12 protein-coding genes and 1 tRNA gene are annotated in these 21215 nt (G+C 34.0%); 8 read left to right on the forward strand and 5 right to left on the reverse strand.

Annotation, left to right across the window (positions count from 1 at the left end):
- Positions 1–11: 11 nt before the first annotated feature.
- Both ilvC and ACJTDF_RS03940 read right to left on the reverse strand, forming a co-directional pair.
- Complete coding sequence (gene ilvC / locus ACJTDF_RS03935; RefSeq protein ID WP_407965041.1) at positions 12–1031, reverse strand: ketol-acid reductoisomerase; 1020 nt, start codon at positions 1029–1031, stop codon at positions 12–14.
- Positions 1032–1563: 532 nt separating this feature from the next.
- Positions 1564–3924 carry a mechanosensitive ion channel domain-containing protein gene (locus ACJTDF_RS03940; protein WP_407966217.1) on the reverse strand — a complete coding sequence of 787 codons (2361 nt, stop codon included), beginning with the start codon at positions 3922–3924 and terminating at the stop codon, positions 1564–1566.
- A gap of 598 nt (positions 3925–4522) precedes the next feature.
- On the opposite strand from ACJTDF_RS03940, the gene secD reads away from it, so the two are divergent.
- The 3 genes from secD (at position 4523) to ACJTDF_RS03955 (ending at position 9882) form a co-directional block, all read left to right on the forward strand.
- On the forward strand, positions 4523–7048 hold the full coding sequence (gene secD / locus ACJTDF_RS03945; RefSeq protein ID WP_407965042.1) for a protein translocase subunit SecD: 2526 nt from the start codon (positions 4523–4525) through the stop codon (positions 7046–7048).
- A 98-nt stretch (positions 7049–7146) separates the two neighbouring features.
- A complete protein-coding gene (ybaL, locus tag ACJTDF_RS03950) occupies positions 7147–8901 on the forward strand; it encodes a YbaL family putative K(+) efflux transporter (RefSeq protein WP_407965043.1) in 1755 nt (584 codons plus the stop codon).
- Between the two features lie 27 nt (positions 8902–8928).
- Entirely contained in the window at positions 8929–9882 is a 954-nt protein-coding gene (locus ACJTDF_RS03955; RefSeq protein WP_407965044.1) for a YbhN family protein, read from the forward strand.
- A 225-nt stretch (positions 9883–10107) separates the two neighbouring features.
- Here ACJTDF_RS03955 and ACJTDF_RS03960 read toward each other — a convergent pair whose 3' ends face one another.
- Positions 10108–11658: a TerC family protein gene (locus ACJTDF_RS03960; protein WP_407965045.1), complete on the reverse strand. Its 1551-nt coding sequence runs from the start codon at positions 11656–11658 to the stop codon at positions 10108–10110.
- Between the two features lie 487 nt (positions 11659–12145).
- Here ACJTDF_RS03960 and ACJTDF_RS03965 point away from each other — a divergent pair.
- The 4 genes from ACJTDF_RS03965 to pgsA all read left to right on the forward strand — a co-directional run bounded on the left by ACJTDF_RS03965 (position 12146) and on the right by pgsA (position 16285).
- Positions 12146–12221: transfer RNA gene (locus tag ACJTDF_RS03965), tRNA-Lys, on the forward strand.
- A gap of 424 nt (positions 12222–12645) precedes the next feature.
- On the forward strand, positions 12646–13491 hold the full coding sequence (locus tag ACJTDF_RS03970) for a 23S rRNA (adenine(2030)-N(6))-methyltransferase RlmJ (protein ID WP_407965046.1): 846 nt from the start codon (positions 12646–12648) through the stop codon (positions 13489–13491).
- 161 nt (positions 13492–13652) lie between these two features.
- Positions 13653–15632 carry an excinuclease ABC subunit UvrC gene (gene uvrC, locus ACJTDF_RS03975; protein ID WP_407965047.1) on the forward strand — a complete coding sequence of 660 codons (1980 nt, stop codon included), beginning with the start codon at positions 13653–13655 and terminating at the stop codon, positions 15630–15632.
- A 71-nt stretch (positions 15633–15703) separates the two neighbouring features.
- On the forward strand, positions 15704–16285 hold the full coding sequence (gene pgsA, locus ACJTDF_RS03980; RefSeq protein WP_407965048.1) for a CDP-diacylglycerol--glycerol-3-phosphate 3-phosphatidyltransferase: 582 nt from the start codon (positions 15704–15706) through the stop codon (positions 16283–16285).
- Between the two features lie 248 nt (positions 16286–16533).
- On the opposite strand, the gene ndk is transcribed toward pgsA, so the two are convergent.
- Complete coding sequence (gene ndk / locus ACJTDF_RS03985) at positions 16534–16956, reverse strand: nucleoside-diphosphate kinase (RefSeq protein ID WP_407965049.1); 423 nt, start codon at positions 16954–16956, stop codon at positions 16534–16536.
- 248 nt (positions 16957–17204) lie between these two features.
- On the opposite strand from ndk, the gene ACJTDF_RS03990 reads away from it, so the two are divergent.
- The gene (locus tag ACJTDF_RS03990; protein WP_407965050.1) at positions 17205–19085 is read left to right on the forward strand and encodes an ABC-F family ATP-binding cassette domain-containing protein; all 1881 of its coding nucleotides are present in this window, start codon (positions 17205–17207) and stop codon (positions 19083–19085) included.
- A gap of 112 nt (positions 19086–19197) precedes the next feature.
- Here the strand turns inward: ACJTDF_RS03990 and bafA are convergent, their stop codons facing one another.
- Positions 19198–21174 (reverse strand): BafA family autotransporter, encoded by a 1977-nt coding sequence (gene bafA / locus ACJTDF_RS03995; RefSeq protein WP_407965051.1) that lies wholly within the window; start codon positions 21172–21174, stop codon positions 19198–19200.
- Between the last annotated feature and the right edge of the window lie 41 nt (positions 21175–21215).

The following is a 21215-nucleotide window of genomic DNA, read 5'->3' on the forward strand; positions in this document are numbered from 1 at the left end:
CAATATAAAATTTAATTGTGTTCCTTATTAACTAAAGCACCAGATTTCATTGACCGTACCATAGTACGAATTCTTTTACCAACTTCTTCAATGGGATGGACATCACTTAAACGACGCATACTTTTAAGATGAGTTGCTCCAGTTTTATATTCTTGTATCCAATCTAATGTAAATTTACCTGTCTGAATATCCTTCAAAATACGCTTCATTTCAGCCTTAGTTTCACCAGTAATTATCCGTGGCCCAGATATATATTCACCCCATTCAGCTGTATTGGAAATTGAACGATTCATATTGGAAATACCACCTTCATAAAGAAGGTCAACAATTAATTTAACTTCATGTAAACATTCAAAATAAGCTATTTCTGATGCATAACCTGCTTCTGTAAGTGTTTCAAAACCTGCACGAATAAGCTCAACCAGCCCACCACAAAGTACAACTTGTTCACCGAAAAGATCCGTTTCACATTCTTCTCTAAACGTTGTTTCAATCACACCAGCACGTCCACCACCAATGTTACAAGCATAAGACAATGCTATATCATGAGCTTGTCCCGAATTATCCTGTTCAATTGCAATTAAACAAGGGACACCACCATAACGTTGATATGCACTACGTACCGCATGACCAGGCCCTTTGGGTGCAACCATTACAACGTCGACTGTTTTTTTAACTTTAATTAAGCTAAAATGAATATTAAAACCGTGAGCAAAAGCAATTGCTGCTCCATCACGTAAATAATCATGAATAGAATCTTTATAAATATCCGCCTGCAATTCATCAGGTGCTGCCATCATAATGAAGTCTGCCCACTTTGCCGCATCAACAACATTAACAACTTCAAAACCGTCTGTTTCAGCCTTTTTAACTGTTGCTGACCCTGATCGCAAAGCAATTTTCAGATCTTTAACACCAGAATCCTTAAGATTTAATGCATGTGCACATCCTTGAGAACCATAACCAACAATAGCTACTTTCTTCTTTTTAATTAAATTAACGTCTGCATCACTATCATAATAAACATGCATAACAATATTTCCTTATAACCATATTTAAATTTAAACTCAAAAATTTTATGGACAACAAGCAATCTCTTCCTCTTAAGTACTTTATATCTCGCAGATAATCACAGCATTGCTTAATAATAAGATAAAACTTAATAAATTTAAATTTTCACATTGCAAACAACAAATTATACATTGGAAAAAATGTAAAAGTATATTTAGATCTAAAAATAAAATTTAGTGATAATTTTATAGCAACTAATATATTATGCAAAATAATAAACTATCTTATTCTAAAAATACCTTACCCTCTTTAATCTATATATTACCATCCATTTTTATTATAAAATGCTCGCCTATTAGCGAATAGCAATAAAATAGTTTTTTATACAACTTTTATAACTGTGTGAGTGGAATTGAGTGAATATTTGAAAGAATTTCCCTTTCAGCAAAAACAAGAAGCTACACTTTTGAATCAGCATCTTTAATCACTGCATAAAAACTTTTTATAGTAAAAATGTCTAATAAGATTATTGCAAAATAATATAATTATATTTTAGCATTCCACAATTCCTTCTTTAACAAAACGTTTATAAAGTATAAAACGAAGTGCATTAGTAACCTTAGATGTAGAAGTAATATTGGGCACATAAACAGCCAAAGTAAATGAAAAATTCTTACTATCAAATGCCGTAAAACTGGCCTGTGGCGCAGGGTTTTTTAAAACTCCTTCTATTGTTGAAGCAACCTCCAACAACATTTCAACAACACGTTCTGGATCAACTTTAGTTGAAACAGTTAAAGGTATATCAATTCGTCCCATTTTACTAGGACGAGTCCAATTGCTCACATTATTATTAATAAGACTTGAATTGGGAACAATAATTGTTTGTCGCTGAAATGTTTCAAGTTCTGTCGCACGTACACTAATACGTTTTACAATACCCCGCACTGCTCCAGTTTCTATATAATCGCCCAATTTAAACGGCCGCCCAATCAGAATAATAAGACCAGATACAAAATTCTGGACGATATTCTGCAAACCAAAACCAATACCAAGCGAAAGCCCACCAGCAATAAGTGCAAAATTTCTAACATTGAATCCTGCAATTGATAACCCTACTAAGGCTGATAAAGCAATACCACTATAATTTATGACTGTTTTGATAGAATTACGTACACCAGAATCGAACTCTCCACGCACCATTATCATACTATCTAACCAACTAATAAATAAGCGGCTAAAAAACAAAAAAACAAAAAAAACGATTATTCCCATGATAATAGAAATCAAAGAAATGGATATATTCCCAATTTGAATACTAGTCATTAATTGCCACAATATTGTTTTCATATCGGAATACGAAAAACCAAACTGCATAACAATTGGTATTGTGCAAAATACAATAACAACGAAATTTAAAAAAATGCTGCTAATGATCCCCAATCGATTCATTGTTTTTTCTTCTAAATGAAACCTTTTCATCAAAGCACTACCAACACTCGTTCTGATAAGTTCTCCTTCGTTTCCGATAGCACAAGCACTTTGCATACCTAAATACATTAACACCAAAAATACACCACAGATCACAATTTGTTGCATAATAAAACGAGCTAAACCAATATAACCTAAGAAATTCATTACAATTAGCAATAACCCAAGTATAATGAGCAAAACACGCATATAAAACAGCCAAGACGGAATTTCCTCTCTTATACTTTGGCGCTTAAATCGCAAAGGTATAAACGAGATAATAAGCAACAAGACTCCTACAAGAGAAACAGCAATAAAGCTTTTTGCAATAATCAAGGAAAAAGATTCTGATATTATTCGATAAATACTATCCAGAATCGTATCCAATGCAAAAACCACACCTAAAAGAGTCATACAAATTATCAATTGATATGCTGCCAATGGCGTAACATTTAAAAGACGTATATGTGGTCTACGCGGTGATAAAAGAATAACTGCTGTACGATTCAATAAAAAGACCAATATAATTTGATGCCCAATCGTATGAAATACATCTGTAAGTGTTCCTACATCTGTGCCAAAACTACGAAATAAAAATAACGTCAGATAAACATAAATAACACATACAAAAGAAGGCAGTAAAATTGAAATTAAAACAATTAATAAACGTTGTAGATAAGATACCTCATCATTTTCTTTGAAAACATAAGATCTTACATGCTTAATAAATTTACTAGAAAAATATGCAAGACCTAAGGTAACAACAAATGGAATAAAAAAAGCACAAAATAATTGTGAAGGTTTAAAATAAGATACAAATTTCCACCAAGAATCAAATAATAAAATAAAATCAAAAAAGGCCTCTTTTGTTTTTTCAACAACCTCTTGAAGCATTGATATTGAAAATTTAACTTGTTTAAACATATATACAAAAAGTTCTCGAGACTGAGAAATTGTCAGTTTCGCTATCTCATTTGCAGCTAAAAATATTTCCTCCAATTGATGAAGTGCTTTATTAATTCTATTTTTTTGCTCTATGATATTTGAGTATTTTTTTCTTTCGCTTTCCAATTTTTTTGGATTATCATCTAATGCAGTCAACTGATCGATAATCTCATTAACTTCATTAAGAGAAGTGCGCAAAACAAATACCGCGTCTAAAGCTCGTTTACTGATATCTCGTGCCTGTAATCTCCATTTTGTCAAAACATGTATATCTTCTGATTTGCTTTCTAAGTTTGTTTGTAAAATTTTAATATTCTGCACAAGAGTCTCAATAACCGTTTCCTGTTGTTGAATCATTCTATCAACTGATTGTGAGCCTATTGACTGTACGACTGTCGCAGTTGGTGATACTAAATCTCCGCATGCACTAAAACTAGAGAAAACATTGGTTAGAAAAACTAAGGAAAAAAGGAAGTTTCTATTTAAAAATGAAGACATATTTATCTTAAGAATAAGCATTTATTGAGTACTCCCTTAAAATTATGATATGCGATAAACATCTCATTTTTTTATAAAAAAAGCTTATAAAAACCTTCTCTCATCCAATAATGCTGATAAGTATAAGTTAAAATCAACAATAGAAAAAAGCACTTAACTGTGTTTTTTTTGCATTCACATTGTAAAAAAGAAATTCTTTTTCTTTATAACTTTTCTTTTTTATCCAATTCTCACATTTTGGATAACATTTGGTTCAAAAACCTATATCTATCTAAACAACACAATGATTGTAAAATTTAAATAGTGCTCTTTTTTCAAAGAAACAGATATAATCAATTTCGTTATAAAAGTTGTAAATAAAAAATTGCAATATCCTATGAATACCATAACTTAATAGCTGTACTTTTTCAAAATATATTAGTATTGAATGTGTTTTCAATTCCTGCCATAATTTTCCTATACAATTTCAAAGTCTTTAAACGCAAAATTTTTAAATCAACATTCACTTCCTTTTACTTGATTTATAAAAACAATTTTATTTTACTTTTTTCTCGTCTAATTTTGATTATTTTAACGTATCTACTAATTGGAATATATCATGCGTACACCTGCCTGGCTGGCTACTATTTATTGTTTCATTCTTTTAAGCGGCATTTATGTCGCCTTGCCTAACTTATTTTCGGAAGAACAAATCAAAAATTCAAAATTCCTGCCTAATACCCATGTAACACTTGGGCTTGACCTTCAGGGGGGATCTTCCCTTTTACTCGAAGTAGATACCAAAACATTAAAGAGAGATCAGTTACGTACAGTTTTAAGTAATGTACGTACAAAATTGCGTGAAGCAAAAATTCATACATCCAGTATCCGTATCATTGAAGATAGTATTGTTGTTGTTCTTTATGACACCGCACAAAATAAAAAAACCATTACTACTTTAGAAACATTAATCACTCCTATACACAATAGCTTTGGTACGACCACTAGTGACATTGCGATTAACAATCAAAATGAAACTATTCATGTGACATTAACTGAATCTGGTATAAATGATCGTGTTAGCAAAGCTATCGAGCAAAGCTTGGAAATTATTCGCCGCCGTATTGATCAAGTCGGTGTTACTGAACCTGCTATCCAAAAGGTAGGAACCAATCGTATTATGGTTCAATTGCCTGGCCTACAAGATCCAAAACAATTACGTGATCTTATAGGAACTACTGCTAAAATGACTTTTCATCTTGTACCTTCTAATGTCGATATCAATAATCCACCTATAGGTGTTTCAATTCTTTCTGGCTATACTGATGCAAATCAAAAATATGCAATTTATGACCAAATTGCTTTAGATGGAAATGTTCTTAAAGATGCACGGGCAGCATTTGATCCGCAAATACCAGGGCGCTCTATCATCTCATTCACTATGAATTCTATCGGCTCAAAGATATTTGCAGAAATAACACGCCAACATATCAATCGTCCTTTTGCAATTGTTCTTGATAATAAAGTCTTAACTGCTCCCGTCATTAATAGTGTCATCCCTAATGGACAAGGACAAATTACAGGCAATTTTGATTCTAAAGAAGCATCAACTCTTGCTGCTCTACTAAGAGCTGGTGCTTTACCGGCACCATTAACCGTTATTGAAGAAAGAACTGTAGGTCCAAATCTTGGCGCTGATTCTATCAAAATGGGCCTATATACAGGCATTATAGGCTTTATTCTCGTTACAGTCTTTATTTTTCTTTTATACGGCATCTGGGGTATTATTGCTGATATAGCAATAGCACTGCATGCTATTTTGATATTTTCTGCTCTAAGCCTTCTTGGTGCAACGCTTACCTTACCTGGCATTGCTGGTATTATTTTAGGTATTGGTATCGCTGTTGATGCCAATATTTTAATTAATGAACGTATTCGCGAAGAAAGTCAAAAAGGTATAAGTGCCTTCGCTGCTTTAGATCGTGGATTTAAACAAGCTTTTGCAACTATTCTTGATGCCAATGTGACAGCTGTTATTGCAACTGTTTTATTATTTTGGTTTGGTACCGGCCCAGTTCGCGGTTTTGCTGTAACAATGCTGCTTGGCATTATTATATCGATGTTTACTGAAATCACCATAGTACGAATTATGATGATTTGGGTAGTGAATAAATGGAAAATAAAAAAACTGAAGCTTCAGTCTTTTTTCAATTTTATCCCTAAAAACACCACTTTTCGTTTCATGAATGCTCGTTTCATTGGTATTGGTATTTCAATCGTTTTATCTCTGTTTTCAATTTTTTTGTTTTTTAAACCTGGTTTAAACTTTGGAATTGATTTCGTTGGTGGCAGCCAAATGACCATTACGACAAAAACACCCGCAAATTTGGCAATTTTGCGTTCACATCTTTCTGCTCTTAATATTGGTGAAGTTACATTACAAAATATTGATAATGAAAATACCATACTGATTCGCATACAACAACAAAATGGTGGAGAAATTCAACACACTATTGCTATTGATAAAGTCAAAAAAACTTTGCAAAGCATTTACCCAGATACAATATTTGATCAAACAGAAATTGTTGGTCCTAAAATTTCAGGTGAGCTTGCTACAGCTGGTGTTACTGCTGTCATTCTAGCAATAGCGGCTATGTCTCTCTATATCTGGTGGCGCTTTGAATGGTTTTTTGCTATTGGAGCAATAGTTACACTTATCCTTGATATTACAAAAATGATTGGTTTTTTTGTTTTATTTCAATTTGATTTCAATTTAACAGCCATCGCTGCTCTTTTGACAATTGTTGGTTATTCAATTAATGATAAAGTCGTTGTGTATGATCGAATGCGTGAAAATATGCGTCTTTATAAACAAACACCATTGCGTGAAATAATTGATCTCTCAATTAATCAGGTTTTTATACGCTGTATTTTTACATCAGCCACTACGATATTAGCTATGTTACCTATGGCTCTATGGGGAGGAAGTGCTGTTAATAATTTTGCGTGGCCAATAGTCTTTGGAATTATTATTGCAACATCCTCTTCTATTTTTATTGCAGCTCCCATTTTATTATTATTAAATAATTGGTGCTATAGGAAAAATAAAAGAAACAACAATTCAAATTATATAACTACTAATTAAAATAGCGTGTTAATTTATATAATATGTTATTCTTTTTTCTTTTTAAAAATTATAATCATTGTGACAACTATTTTTAAAGAAAGCACTATACTATAATTATGCCTCACGATACGCCATTAATTACAACTATTGTTGCAGGTTTATGTTTAGCATTTATTTTCGGAATGATTGCTAACCGTTTGCGTATCTCTCCATTAGTAGGATATCTATTAGCTGGTGTCGTCGTAGGACCTAATGTCGGAAGTTTTAAAGTAGACTCTGTTTTGATCAACCAACTTGCTGAAATCGGCGTTATTTTGCTGATGTTTGGTGTTGGATTGCATTTTTCATTAAAAGATCTTTTATCTGTTAAAGCCATAGCTATTCCTGCAGCTATTATACAAATGGTATTTGCTACTTTTCTCGGCTTATGCCTCGGTTGGATTATGGGATGGGGATTTAGTGATGGTTTAGTATTTGGTTTAGCATTATCGACAGCAAGTACTGTAATCTTGCTGCGTGCTCTGCAAGAACGATACCTGATTGAAACAGAAAAAGGACGTATTGCCATTGGTTGGTTAATTATTGAAGATTTAGCTATGGTTCTAATACTAGTTCTTATGCCTGCACTAGCAAACATCCTTGGTAATACAAAAAAGGAACCAATCGACCCTCTTATTCAATGGCTCAATTTAAACACCTGGGGAATTGTTGGCCTAACAATTTTAAAAATCATTGTATTTTTTGCTCTAATGTTCGTTATTGGAAAGCGTTTTATACCATGGTTATTAAAAGTGAGCGCACAATCTGGATCGCGTGAATTATTCCGCCTTAGTGTTTTTGCTATTGCATTAGGAGTAGCTTTTGGAGCTGCTCATTTATTTGGTGTTTCACTGTCTCTTGGTGCTTTTTTTGCAGGTATGATGATGAGCGAGTCAGAATTAAGTCATCGTGCAGCAGAAGAATCTTTACCACTGCGAGATGCATTCTCAGTTCTTTTTTTTGTTTCTGTAGGCATGTTATTCGATCCTACGAAAATTCTGACCAACTTTTTTTCTCTTCTCGCAACCTTATCGATTATCATCGTAGGGAAATCTGCTGTTGCTTTTTTTATTGTTAAAGCTTTCCGCTATTCTAATGGAATAGCTTTGACTATTTCGGCCAGCCTGGCACAAATTGGAGAATTTTCTTTTATCCTTGCAGGACTGGGTTCAAGCCTTGGACTTTTAAATAACAACGCTCGCGATTTAATTCTTGGAGGTGCAATTCTTTCTATCTTGCTCAATCCTCTTGTTTTTATTGCTGTTGATAAAATTAAAAAATATCTAGAAAATTCTTCTGCTAACTCGCAAGATAAACAAACAATTATTAATATCAATCCTGAAGATTCCGATGAAGAATCTCTATCAATTACTTCAAAAACTGACCATATTGTGATTATTGGTTATAGCTGTATTGGAAAATACATAACATTATCTTTAATAGAAAGAGGTCAGCCTATTATAGTAGTTGAAGAATCAAAGCGTCTTGCTGATAAAGCAATAGCAAATGGAATAGAAACCATTTGTGGTAATATCATTAAAAAGGAAATTATTCATGCAGCCAATATTAAAAGCGCATGTAAAGTCGTTATTACAATGCGAAGTACTATTGAAGCGGGGCAATGTATAGTAAATATACGCCATCTGAACAAAAACCTTCAAATAATTGCTCATGCACTATCTGAATCAGAAACATCTTATTTAATGGATTTAGGAGCAGATATTGTAGTAACGAATGACAAAGAAATCGCTAATGGTTTTATTGAGTATATAATTGGACAGCGATCTGTAACGAATATGCCTAATAATGAATTAACTTTACAAAAAACGTAAACAAAAACCAAAACGGGTAAATGAAGTGTGAAACTACAGAAATTTATATGGCCATTTATTGGCATTTTAGCAATGTTGATATCGATTCGCATTCTTTATATAAAGTTATCTGCTATTTCGTTTAGTGCTGTATTAGAACGTCTTTCTAATTTAAGCACGCATCATTGGCTTTTAGCCTGTTTTTGCTCACTCATTGCTTATACAGCTCTTGCTGGTTATGATCGAATTGCCTTGCAACATCTTGGTCGTAAAATTTCTTGGATATTTATAGCTATATGTTCATTCACTACTTATGCACTCTCACATAATATCGGTGCATCAATTTTTTCTGGTGCTGTCGTACGTTATCGCGCTTATACAATAAAAGGGCTAAGTGGAACAGAAATTGCTATATTAGTCGGCTTTTGTTCATTCACTTTTGTAATTGGTACAATCTTACTTTCTGGTATTGTTTTAATTTTACAACCAGAAATTATTACCCTCATTCACAATGATCTTCCCCAATGGTTAGGAAAGATAATTGGTATGATTTTACTCACCTGTATAGCTCTTTATATTTTCGGCAGTTGGCTGCAGTTAAAACCCTTACGTATAAGCAAAAAAGTTCAGCTTTTTTATCCACGGCTTAAAATTGTTATTCGACAACTTATTATTAGCCCATTAGAGATTTTAGGAGCAGCAGGAATTATATATGCTGTACTACCACATGATGCTGATATTAATTTTATCTCTGTACTTGGTGTATTCCTTGCATCTTTCTCTATAACTCTTCTCTCTAATGCCCCCGCAGGAGGTATGGGAGTACTTGAGGCTTTATTTATAACAGGTATGCCTAATATAGACCCCACCGATGTTATTGCAGCACTTATCGTATTTAGAATGCTTTATTTGATCATACCGTTTATCATTTCATTATTCTTTATAGCAATTTTTGAAACCAAACAATATTTTAAACGCATACAAAAAAAACCGCCTGAATAAAAAAGAATTATACTATGTTGATACAAACTAATATCTAAATTTAACTAATAAGATTTCCACAGGAAAACTCGTTTGAAGCTTAATCTCTTCACATATGATTAGCAATCTACTAGTGTGATAATATTTGCGTAATCGATACAAATGATTTTTCCATTATTTCAGTTATTGACTATAATTAAGTTTGCTTCTCCATTTATTTTATTACCACAACAATTAGTATTTCTACTACATAACAATTGGAGAAATAAGAACTTTAGAGATATTCCGGCGATCCATTTCAACGACTTTAAAACATAAACCTTCAGCTTCAAAACTTTCACCTTCATTTGGTAAATACCCCAAACGCCAAAGCATGAACCCTGCAAGCGTAGTATAACGGTCTGCTTCATCAACAAGATTACGCTCAAGATAACCGCTTAAACGACGGATATCAGCATATCCCTCAACAAGTAGATTTCCGTCTTCGAGTTTTTCTGCCACAACAGATTCATCATCATCAGGAAAATCACCTGCAATCGCTTCAAAAATATCTGTTGGTGTTGCAATACCTTTCAAAGATCCATGCTCATCAACAATAATCGCAAGTTGAATTGGAGAATGACGTAATTTCTCCATTAATCTTAAAACACCTGTATTCTCATGAACAACAAGTGGCTCACGCATAGCTTTTTGCCAATTAATCTTTTTACCCTCAGCTAAATTTAAAAGAAGGTCTTTTGTCAAAGCAACACCGACAAATTCATCTACTTTTTCACGCGCAAGAACTAAGCGACTATGTTTAACTCGTTGCAATTCTTCACGCATTGCATTTTCGTCACCATTTAAATCTAACCATTCAACTTCATTACGTGGTGACATAATAGAACGTACAGGGCGATCTGCTAAATCAAGAACACCACGAATCATTTCTTTTTCTTCTGGCCGAAAAATTTCTGAAGTAGTAGCTTGTTCAACAATGACATCTACAGTTTCGCTAAGATTTCCACCTTTTTTCCCACCTCCTAAAAGCCTCAAGACAGCATCAGCTGTCCGTTCACGTAGATCATTTGTCGTAATCATCTTTTCACGATTACGACGTCCAATTTGATTAAAAACTTCAATGACAACTGAAAAACCAATTGCAGCATACAAATAACCCTTTGGAATATGAAAGCCAAAACCCTCAACAATGAGAGCAAAACCAATCATCATCAAGAAACCAAGACACAAAATCACAATAGTAGGATGACGATTAACAAAATTCATAAGGATTCCTGATCCCCACATCATTACACCCATAGCGATAATAACCGCTATATACATAACCATTGTTTGCTCTTTAGCAATCATACCCGTTGCAGTGATAATACTATCAAGAGAAAACACTGCATCAAGCACAACAATTTGAATAATCACTTGCCAAAAAACAGCATAAATAACTCCTTTTTTTTGTGTATGCATCGTACCTTCTAATCTTTCGTGTAACTCCAATGTTCCTTTTGCTAATAAAAAAGCTCCACCACCAATCAAGATTAGGTTATGCCAACTAAATACAAAGGATGAGATGGAAAGAATTACCTTATCAAAACTCATTACCCAACCAATAACCGTGAGAAGACAAAGTCGCATCAATAACGCTAAAGTTAGCCCTATAAAACATGCACGATCACGTAAATGTAACGGTAATTTTTCTGCTAAGATCGCAATAAAAACAAGATTATCTATGCCTAAAACAATTTCGAGAAAAATTAATGTAACCAAGCCAAACCACGCATGGGGATCAGTGATCCATTCCATTATAGCTCACCCTTTAAAAACATCTTTAAAATTAAAAAGCTTAAACACATGTTGCTGATGAAAAAGATCATAAACTTTCATCCGCATAAGTAATCAATAATATTGAGTACAAATAAATTACATGCAAAAGTAAGTATCTTCAAAGCAGTGTTTGAACCCATATGGTTATTGATGGAATATATAAAAAACAATAATAACCCACACCGCTTGACACTACAAGAAGGCTCTCCTGAATCTTGCCCGGGCATTACGCTCGACGACCCTCCAATTATCACTCTACATTAAGTAGAACATCTATTTATAGAATACCTTAACTAATAGGTTTATTTTTATATAATATCAAGAGGAGAAGAATATTTTTTAACTTATAATATAACTATAAGCTCTCTTTATTCCCTATAAATAGATCAAAAACAACAAGCCTATCTAGACATCTTCTTTTTGAAACGTTATAGGAGAGTGCTCATTTTTACCTCTTGAAAAATGTGGGTGATTAGCTCAGTTGGTAGAGCAGCTGACTCTTAATCAGCGGGTCGTGGGTTCAATTCCCTCATCACCCACCAATAAAGTTAATTTGTTAATAAAGAAACATAAATAAAATTATAAAAATATACTGTCATTAGATTCAAATATCTTTTCTATCTACAATTGATTTACTTTAAATTCAGCATGCTCTTAAATCTAAAGAATATTTTTAATGTTTATCTCTGCAAAATATCTTGATATCAGAAATGTAATAGAATGTGTTTAAGCTACTCGAAAATATCAATGGTCGTTAAAATTTTTATTATTCTAAAAATTTTACTTTTACATTAAAGATCATAAAAATTTGACAATAAAATCCTCAACGCTATTAAAACTCTAATAATCTCCATAGATTTTAAAGATTTAAATTTTTCTAGGTTTAGATCTTTTACTGCTACAAAAGCCATTATTTACGTTAAAAAGAAATTTGTTAAACAATTATATATATGATAAATTTTACTCATGAATTATCGGCATATTTATCATGCTGGCAATTTTGCTGATGTCTTTAAACACATTATTGTCACACGCATAATAGAATATCTTAAGCGCAAAGAAAAAGCCTTTCGCGTTATAGATACGCATGCGGGTATTGGACTCTATGATCTTTCTTCTGCAGAAGCACATAAAACAGAAGAATGGCGTGAAGGCGTCGGGCGACTTCTCTCAATTCCTATCCCCCAAGACTTAAAAGAACTTCTTGCTCCATGGTATAATGTTATTTTTGCAATCAATAAAAGAACTAAAGAGATTGTATTCTATCCTGGATCACCTATTCTCGTTCGCCAACTATTGCGTAAAAAAGATCGACTAACCGCAATTGAATTGCACCATGAAGATTACCAAATTCTAGCCCGTCACTTTTCTGGTGATTACCAAACAAAAATTCTGCATCTAAATGGTTGGCTTTCTTTAAATTCTCACCTACCACCAAAAGAAAAGCGTGGACTCATTTTCATTGATCCTTCTTTTGAACAACCAGGGGAACTTTCCCGTTTTATTGAAGGAATAGTGAAAGCATATAGACGTTTCTCTGGAGGAGTATATGCGTTATGGTATCCTGTTAAATATGATAAAGAGATTGAAATTTTTCTTTATGCACTGCAAAAAACAGAAATTCCAAAAATTTTACAACTCGAGATGCGTATTCGGAAAAGCGCATCACCACCTAAAATGGATGGTAGTGGCATGATTCTTATTAATCCTCCTTATCTTCTTGAAGACGAAATAAAAAAAATTGGTCCTTTCCTTATCAATCATCTTGGACAAGATAAGCATGCGCATATTATACAAAAATGGCTTTCATAGAACTAACCTACGATATTGATTATTTTGTATTTTAAATAAAAATTCATGCTAAAAATTATCAATTTTGATGCCATAAATAAAAAATAGCAATTCATAAACAAAGCGCTTGACTAAAAACAAACATTTCATATTTCAAATATAAAATAGTTTCAGGTAAATTAATGAGCTTAGACAATCGTATACTCCCCTATACAAAAAATGAAGAAAAATTTCCTTTTTTATCTGACATTACATGGCACAATGCTCATCAAAAAAACAAGAGTAACCAATCTAAAGGTGTTGCACTCATCCAAGAGTTTGTCAAAAATCTGCCTCATAAACCAGGAGTTTATCGGATGCTCAATGAAAATGGCGATATTCTCTATGTTGGCAAAGCGCGAAATCTCAAAAAACGTGTTTCACATTATACCCGTGAACATGGTCACAATAACCGTATCACACGTATGATTCGTGAAACGGATCATATGGAATTTGTTGTTACCCATACAGAAACAGAAGCCCTCCTTTTAGAGGCCAATTTAATTAAAAGATTACATCCACGTTTTAATGTTTTATTGCGTGATGACAAAACTTTACCTTATATCATTATCACAGATGATCACCGAGCACCTGCACTCTACAAACACCGTGGTGCCCGAACACGAAAAGCCCATTATTTTGGTCCTTTTGCTTCTTCGGAAGCGGTTACACAAACAATCAATGTTTTACAACGCGCCTTTTTATTACGAACTTGCACTGATTCAGTTCTTGAAAACTGTACACGGCCTTGCTTACTTTATCAAATTAAACGCTGTTCAGCTCCTTGTACATATGAAATTAGCAATAGTGATTATTTACAACTTGTTAAAAAAGCAAAAGCTTTTCTTTCAGGAAAAAGTCAATCAATTAAAAATGATATGGTTCAAGCTATGCATAAAGCTGCAGAAAATCTTGATTTTGAACGCGCTATAACCTATCGCGACCGCTTATCAGCTCTTTCTTACATACAAAGCCATCAGAGTATTAATCCTCAAACTGTGAAAGAAGCAGATGTTTTCGCAATTGCACAACAAGAAGGAATGACTTGTATTCAAGTATTTTTTTTCCGTATGGGCCAAAATTGGGGAAATCGATCCTATTTTCCAAAAGCAGATCCGTCTTTTTCCAGCTCTGAAATTCTAGCAAGTTTTCTTATACAATTTTATGATAATAAGCCAATTCCAAAGCTTATCCTTTTGTCTAATACAATTGAAGAAGAAATACTTATCACTCAAGCATTAAGCCTGAAAGCAAACCACAAAATAGCTTTATCTTTACCAAAACAAGGAGAACGCAAAGCTCTCGTGAATCATGCTTACACTAATGCCCATGAAGCACTCCAACGCAAGCTTTCTGAAACATCAGCACACAAAAAACTCCTTCATAGTATTGTTAAAACATTTCAACTGTCCCATACCCCGCGCCGTATAGAAATATATGACAACTCACATATTATGGGAACTAATGCAGTGGGTGTAATGATTGTTGTTGACCAAACAGGTTTTGTAAAAAATCAATATCGTAAATTTAATATTTGCTCGACCAATATCAAACCTGGTGATGATCTCGGTATGATGAAAGAAGTAATTGAACGAAGATTTTTACGCCTTCTCAAAACGTATGGTTTACCTAAAAAAAATAAAAATATTGGCTATGAAGATTCTTGTCCCCCGTGGCCTGACCTTATATTAATTGATGGAGGACAAGGACAAATAAATATTACCAACGCAGTGTTATCTGAATTAGATTTAGATGATTTTATCACTGTAATCGGCATAGCTAAAGGCGTTAACCGGAAAGCCGGTCTAGAACGGTTTTTTATAAAAGGAAAACAACCTTTTACACTCCCCCCACACAATCCTATTCTTTATTTTCTACAACGTCTACGCGATGAAGCACACCGTTTTGCAGTTGAAACTCATAAAGCAAAACGAAAAAAAGAAGCATTCAAGAATCCACTTGATGAAATTGAAAAAATAGGTCCTACGAGAAAGCGTGCTTTGCTTAACTATTTCGGAAGCTCTAAAGCAGTTTCCAGAGCATCTGTTGAAGACTTAACAAAAGTTGTAGGTATTTCTAAAGCAATTGCGTACAAAATTCATAACTATTTTAATAAAAAATAAGGCTTGTTTCATAAGCTTTGCCTTGTTACGTTCATACAATAACTTATACTCTAAAAACTGAAAATTGCTCTATGAAAAATCATACTTTTTCTTTTCCTAATATTCTGACTTATGCACGAATCATTGCTGTCCCATTGGTTGTAGCATGTTTTTTCTTAGAAGGACGACTACAATCAAGTGATATTGCTCGTTGGACTGCTGTGTCTATTTTTATTATTGCATCTATTACTGACTTTTTGGATGGCTATCTTGCCCGTATTTGGCAACAAACTTCTAATATTGGCCGCATGTTGGATCCAATTGCAGATAAACTTCTCGTCTCTGCCTGCCTGCTTTTACTTGCCGCAGAAAGTACTATCGCTGGGTGGACACTTTGGGCAGCGATTATTATTCTTTGCCGAGAAATTCTTGTCTCTGGACTACGTGAATATTTAGCTGAGTTAAAAGTAAGTGTTCCCGTCTCTCGTTTTGCAAAATGGAAAACTTTTGTACAAATGATAGCTATTATATTACTCTTAGCAGGACCTGCTGCTAATAAAATAATTCCTTACACAACAGAATTCGGCATTGCTATGCTATGGGTTGCTGCTTTGCTTACATTATGGACAGGATGGGATTATTTTCGCGCCGGCTTGAAACATGTTATTACATAAAAAAAATAAACGATAAAATTACAACATGAATAAAGGCTCATTACACTAAATAATAAGGCATTTACCATTACTTCAACTGATACATAGAACATTTGGAAAACAAGGCACGTATATAATTAAAATCTAAGAAGGTAGAAAAATACTTTTTAGACATAACCATATCAACATGCTCTTTTTAAAGCGAATAATTTTGCTAAAAAAGTCCCGCAATATATTTCGGAACTTTTCATTTTCTAAATAGCCTTTTATTAACCAACAATTTCAATGTCGGAAAACCAATAAGCTATCTCCGTTTTTGCAGACTCAGCACTATCTGAACCATGGACAGAGTTTTCACTAATCGATAAAGCATGTACTTTACGAATGGTTCCTTCCTGTGCATCAATAGGATTTGTAGCTCCCATAATTTCACGATTGTTAACGATTGCATTTTCCCCTTCTAAAACCTGCACAACAGTTGGACCAGAAGACATAAATGTTACCAACTCTTCAAAAAATGGACGCCCTTTATGGATTGCATAAAATCTTTCTGCTTGCTGTCGACTCATCCACACGCGCTTAGATGCGATAACACGCAATCCACCATCTTCAAGCATTTTTGTAATTGCCCCTGTCAAATTACGGCGTGTTGCATCCGGTTTAATCATCGATAAAGTCCGCTCTACAGCCATTTGATTATCTACCTTTCTTTCATTTCAAAACTGTCTTCACTTCTCTATAACAAGTAAAGAACCTTCTACTAAGTAACGGTAAAAAAATTTGTATTAATTTTCAATTGTATAATTCTTTTAAAGATCGTAATCTTCATACAATAAAAATATTAGTAGTCATTTATCTTAATAATCATATTATCATTTTTCCTGCAAAAATTGAATAAACTTGTGCTTATTGGAAAATCATGTAAAAGAAACTTTTCATTATGTTGGTATTGAATGATATTACAATACGGATGGCTGGACGCCTTTTGATCAATGGCGCTAATGTTGCACTTCCCGCTGGCTCAAAAACTGGATTTGTTGGGAATAATGGGACTGGTAAATCAACTCTTTTTCGCGTTATTACAGGTGAAATTTCGCCTGAGAATGGCGAGGTTCTCATACCACAAAAAGCACGAATTGGTTTAGTTTCCCAGGAAGCACCAGCAACCGAACAGTCCTTACTCGAAATTGTTTTAGACGCAGACAAAGAACTTATTAATCTTCTCCGTAAATCAGAAACAGCTACTGACCCGATGCATATTGCGAACATTCATACACGTTTAAATGATATTAATGCTCATTCCGCAAAAGCACGCGCTAGTAAAATTCTTTCTGGTCTAGGGTTTGATCCTCATACACACCAACAACCTATATCCTCTTTTTCTGGTGGATGGCGCATGCGTATCGCATTGGCAGCTGTACTTTTTACTGAACCTGATCTTTTATTGCTCGATGAACCAACAAATTATCTTGATATTGAAGGCACTTTATGGCTCATCGAGTATATACACCAATATCCCCATACAATTATTCTCATTAGCCATGATCGCGACTTCTTAAATAATACTGTTAACTCTATCATGCATCTCGAAAATAATAAGCTTACCTTCTGGCGTGGTAATTACGATCAATTTAAACACCAAAAAGCAGAAACTATCAGACTACAACAAAAAGAACAGGAAAAACAAGAAGCACAAAAAAAACATATGGAGGATTTTGTTAACCGTTTTCGTGCAAAAGCAAGTAAATCCCGACAAGCACAATCACGCCTTAAAGCACTAGAAAAGCTTAAACTAATTACACCATGGAAAATAAGACATACTCAATTTTTCATTTTTCCGAAAGCTGATAAACCTGTAGCCTCTCCTATTATTGCATTATCAAATGTAAATATTGGTTATGAAAAAGGAAAACCTATTCTTAAAGAACTAAATTTGAGAATTGATAATGATGACCGTATCGCTCTCTTAGGTTCAAATGGAAACGGCAAATCAACTCTTGCCAAATTACTTGCAGGCCGTATTAAATCAGAACAAGGAACAATAACACTCGCTCCCCATCTAAAAATTGCCTTTTTTACACAACATCAATTAGATGATCTTATACCAGAGAAAAATGCAATAGAACATATGCGCTATCTAATGCCAGAACAATCAGAAACCAAAATACGTTCTACAGTAGCACAGACGGGACTATCAACAGAAAAAATGATGGTAAAAGTCAAAGATCTCTCAGGAGGTGAAAAAGTACGCTTACTTATGGGACTTATGGTTTTCAAAGGGCCCCATCTTCTTATCCTTGATGAGCCTACCAATCATCTTGATATTGATAGTCGTGAAGAACTAATCCATGCACTTAATAATTTTAATGGAGCAATTATACTCATTTCTCATGATCGTCACCTTATTGAAGCAACAATGGACCAGTTTTGGCTTGTAAAAAATAGAACCGTTCTACCTTATGATGGTGATATCAACACTTACCGCACAGAAGTTCTTGGCCTTTCCTCTAAAAAAGAAACAAATACCTCTCCTAAAAAAGAACGTTTTCTTTCTAAAAATGAGCAAAGAAAGATCAATGCACAAAATCGCTCTCTTCTTGCACCATTACGCAAACAAATCGCTGAGACTGAAGCATTGATCAATTCTCTTCAAAAACAAATTGAACAATTTGACAAAGAATTAATCCCTGCTTTGTCCCATAATCAGTTTTCTGAAAAAGCAAAAGAACGCGCTAAAACAATGAAAAAACTAGAAGAAGCGGAAACACTTTGGTTTGATTTATCTAATCAATATGAAACAAAAAATCATGCAAAAACATAACCACCACACCATTAGCTATCTCGCTTAATAGAATAATAGCTCTTCCATAAAAAAGGCCTTTAAAAACTTCTCATACAATAGAAATCACAACACAACAAAACACAGCTAGATTTTAGAAACTATAGCGTAATCCTACAATACCTTGAAGGGATTGTTCTACCTTCTGTCCTTTAAGATAATGAGTTTCAGCGTAAAGCGATAAGTTTTCACCAACAAAGCTATTCAAACCAACTCCTAATTTACCTGCATCCCTAGACAAATCAGTGGTAAACTCATGTTGCTTATTAATTATCGTATGATTGCTATCTATATATTCACGCAACCAAGCTGCTGTTATATAAGTCATTAAGTGAGTATCACTATTTAAATTAAACTTATGACCTACAGATACCCCAACTTCACTGCGTAATGAAAGAGAGCTATCCATATCGCCGATCATCTGATTAGAAAGTTTTACTTCCTGACCTGAAACACGTATTCCTGTGAGTTGAGTATAAGGCTGTATCCAGGTATCTGGCGCTACATCAAAATGATAACCTGCCTCAAATGAGCTACCTATAGCCCATTGATTATAATCACCTTGAACACCCAAACCATTCGTTGAAATAGTCTTTAAATTATTGATATAATAATTATATTTCAAAACGCTATCTAAATACCATCCTTGATTATCAAAATAAGTCGCGTAAACTCCAACACTGTAAGCATCCATACTACTGACACCGCCTCGTGCATGGGTAATACGCGCTTGATCATAACTTCCAAAACCACCAATATAAAAATCCCCATTCATTAATTCTTTCAACCAATCAACACCTAATATTACACCCGTTTGATCAAGTCTAAAATGCGTATGATCTGTAGCTAAACGATCTCGACCCTTGATCCCATATGTCCATAAAGCTGTATTCTTCTTGTTCCTTCCTAAAATACCTCTTCCAAAACGCAAACTTTGCAACTCATTATTAAAAACAAGTTCAGGAGTTACTGCCAAAGATAACACTGCATCTGTCGATGGTGTTGTAGACGGAGTTGGTATTGGTGTTGGTTTTGGCACTCGATCTGGATCTGGAGCCGGATCTGGAGCTGGAGGATTTGGCTGATCAAAATGATCTGCTGCTAAATACCAAATCTTTTCAGAACCATCTTCTCTTTGTTTCAAACTATACATATAAGCGCCACCATCAACAGCATTAATTTTTGCTCCAGAAAAATCTGCTAAAGTAAAATGAGCTCCTGCACTTTTATCGGTAATCAAATCACGTTGTTGTGAAAGAGGAGTGGTAATTTCAGCGCCTGTATCAACAACGCTTATCATGTGATTACCATCACCATTGTCAATCAAAAGATAATCACCACGATCCTCTGCAATAGTGGTATTAAATCTAAAATGCAAACTTCCTAATTCACCAGAAAGGTTCTCAATATGAAGACGAGAATAACGTGCTTGAGCCTGATCAAGAATAAAACTAACAGTTCCATTACCACTTAATTTCTTAATCAAAGCGCTGTCTTCATCACGTGCACTAATAACAAATAATTCTGTATCTTTCCCATTTAAAATAAAGTTTTCTACTGTAGATTGATCTTTTTCATCACCAGCATAAAGCAAAAACTTGCCAGAATCATTAATTATTGTATTTCCTTCTAACATTGCACCAGCATATGCCCATGAACTCGCATGATCATTAATAGTTAGATCGTATACATAACCACCCTTATATATCTCTTGGACAGCATTATCATGTAAAGCAACAGTAATAGCTGTACCTTCTGTAAAAACGCGCTGTCTTCCATCCTTAAAAATTTCAGTATTTACTGCAGTACCTCCCTCTCCTTCATCCTCTGTTGCATAAAGATTTTGTATGCCCCCTTCCATCACTTTTGCATTCCACACCACACCGCCTTCATATACATTCTGTTCTCCTAGTATGTCACCTTGACCATAAGGGAAAGTTTTTAGATCATTTGAAGGTGCAGATAATAATACTTGTCCCTGCCTTTCTATATTCATATTAGAATTAGATGAAGCAGCTTGTACAAGAGAAATATTCATTACTAACATTCCAGAAACTAATTTATAGCGCATTATTCAAACTCTACTATCAAAATTAATGAATTAAGTAGCCT

The organism is Bartonella bennetti, from assembly GCF_045945445.1.
GTDB lineage: Bacteria > Pseudomonadota > Alphaproteobacteria > Rhizobiales > Rhizobiaceae > Bartonella.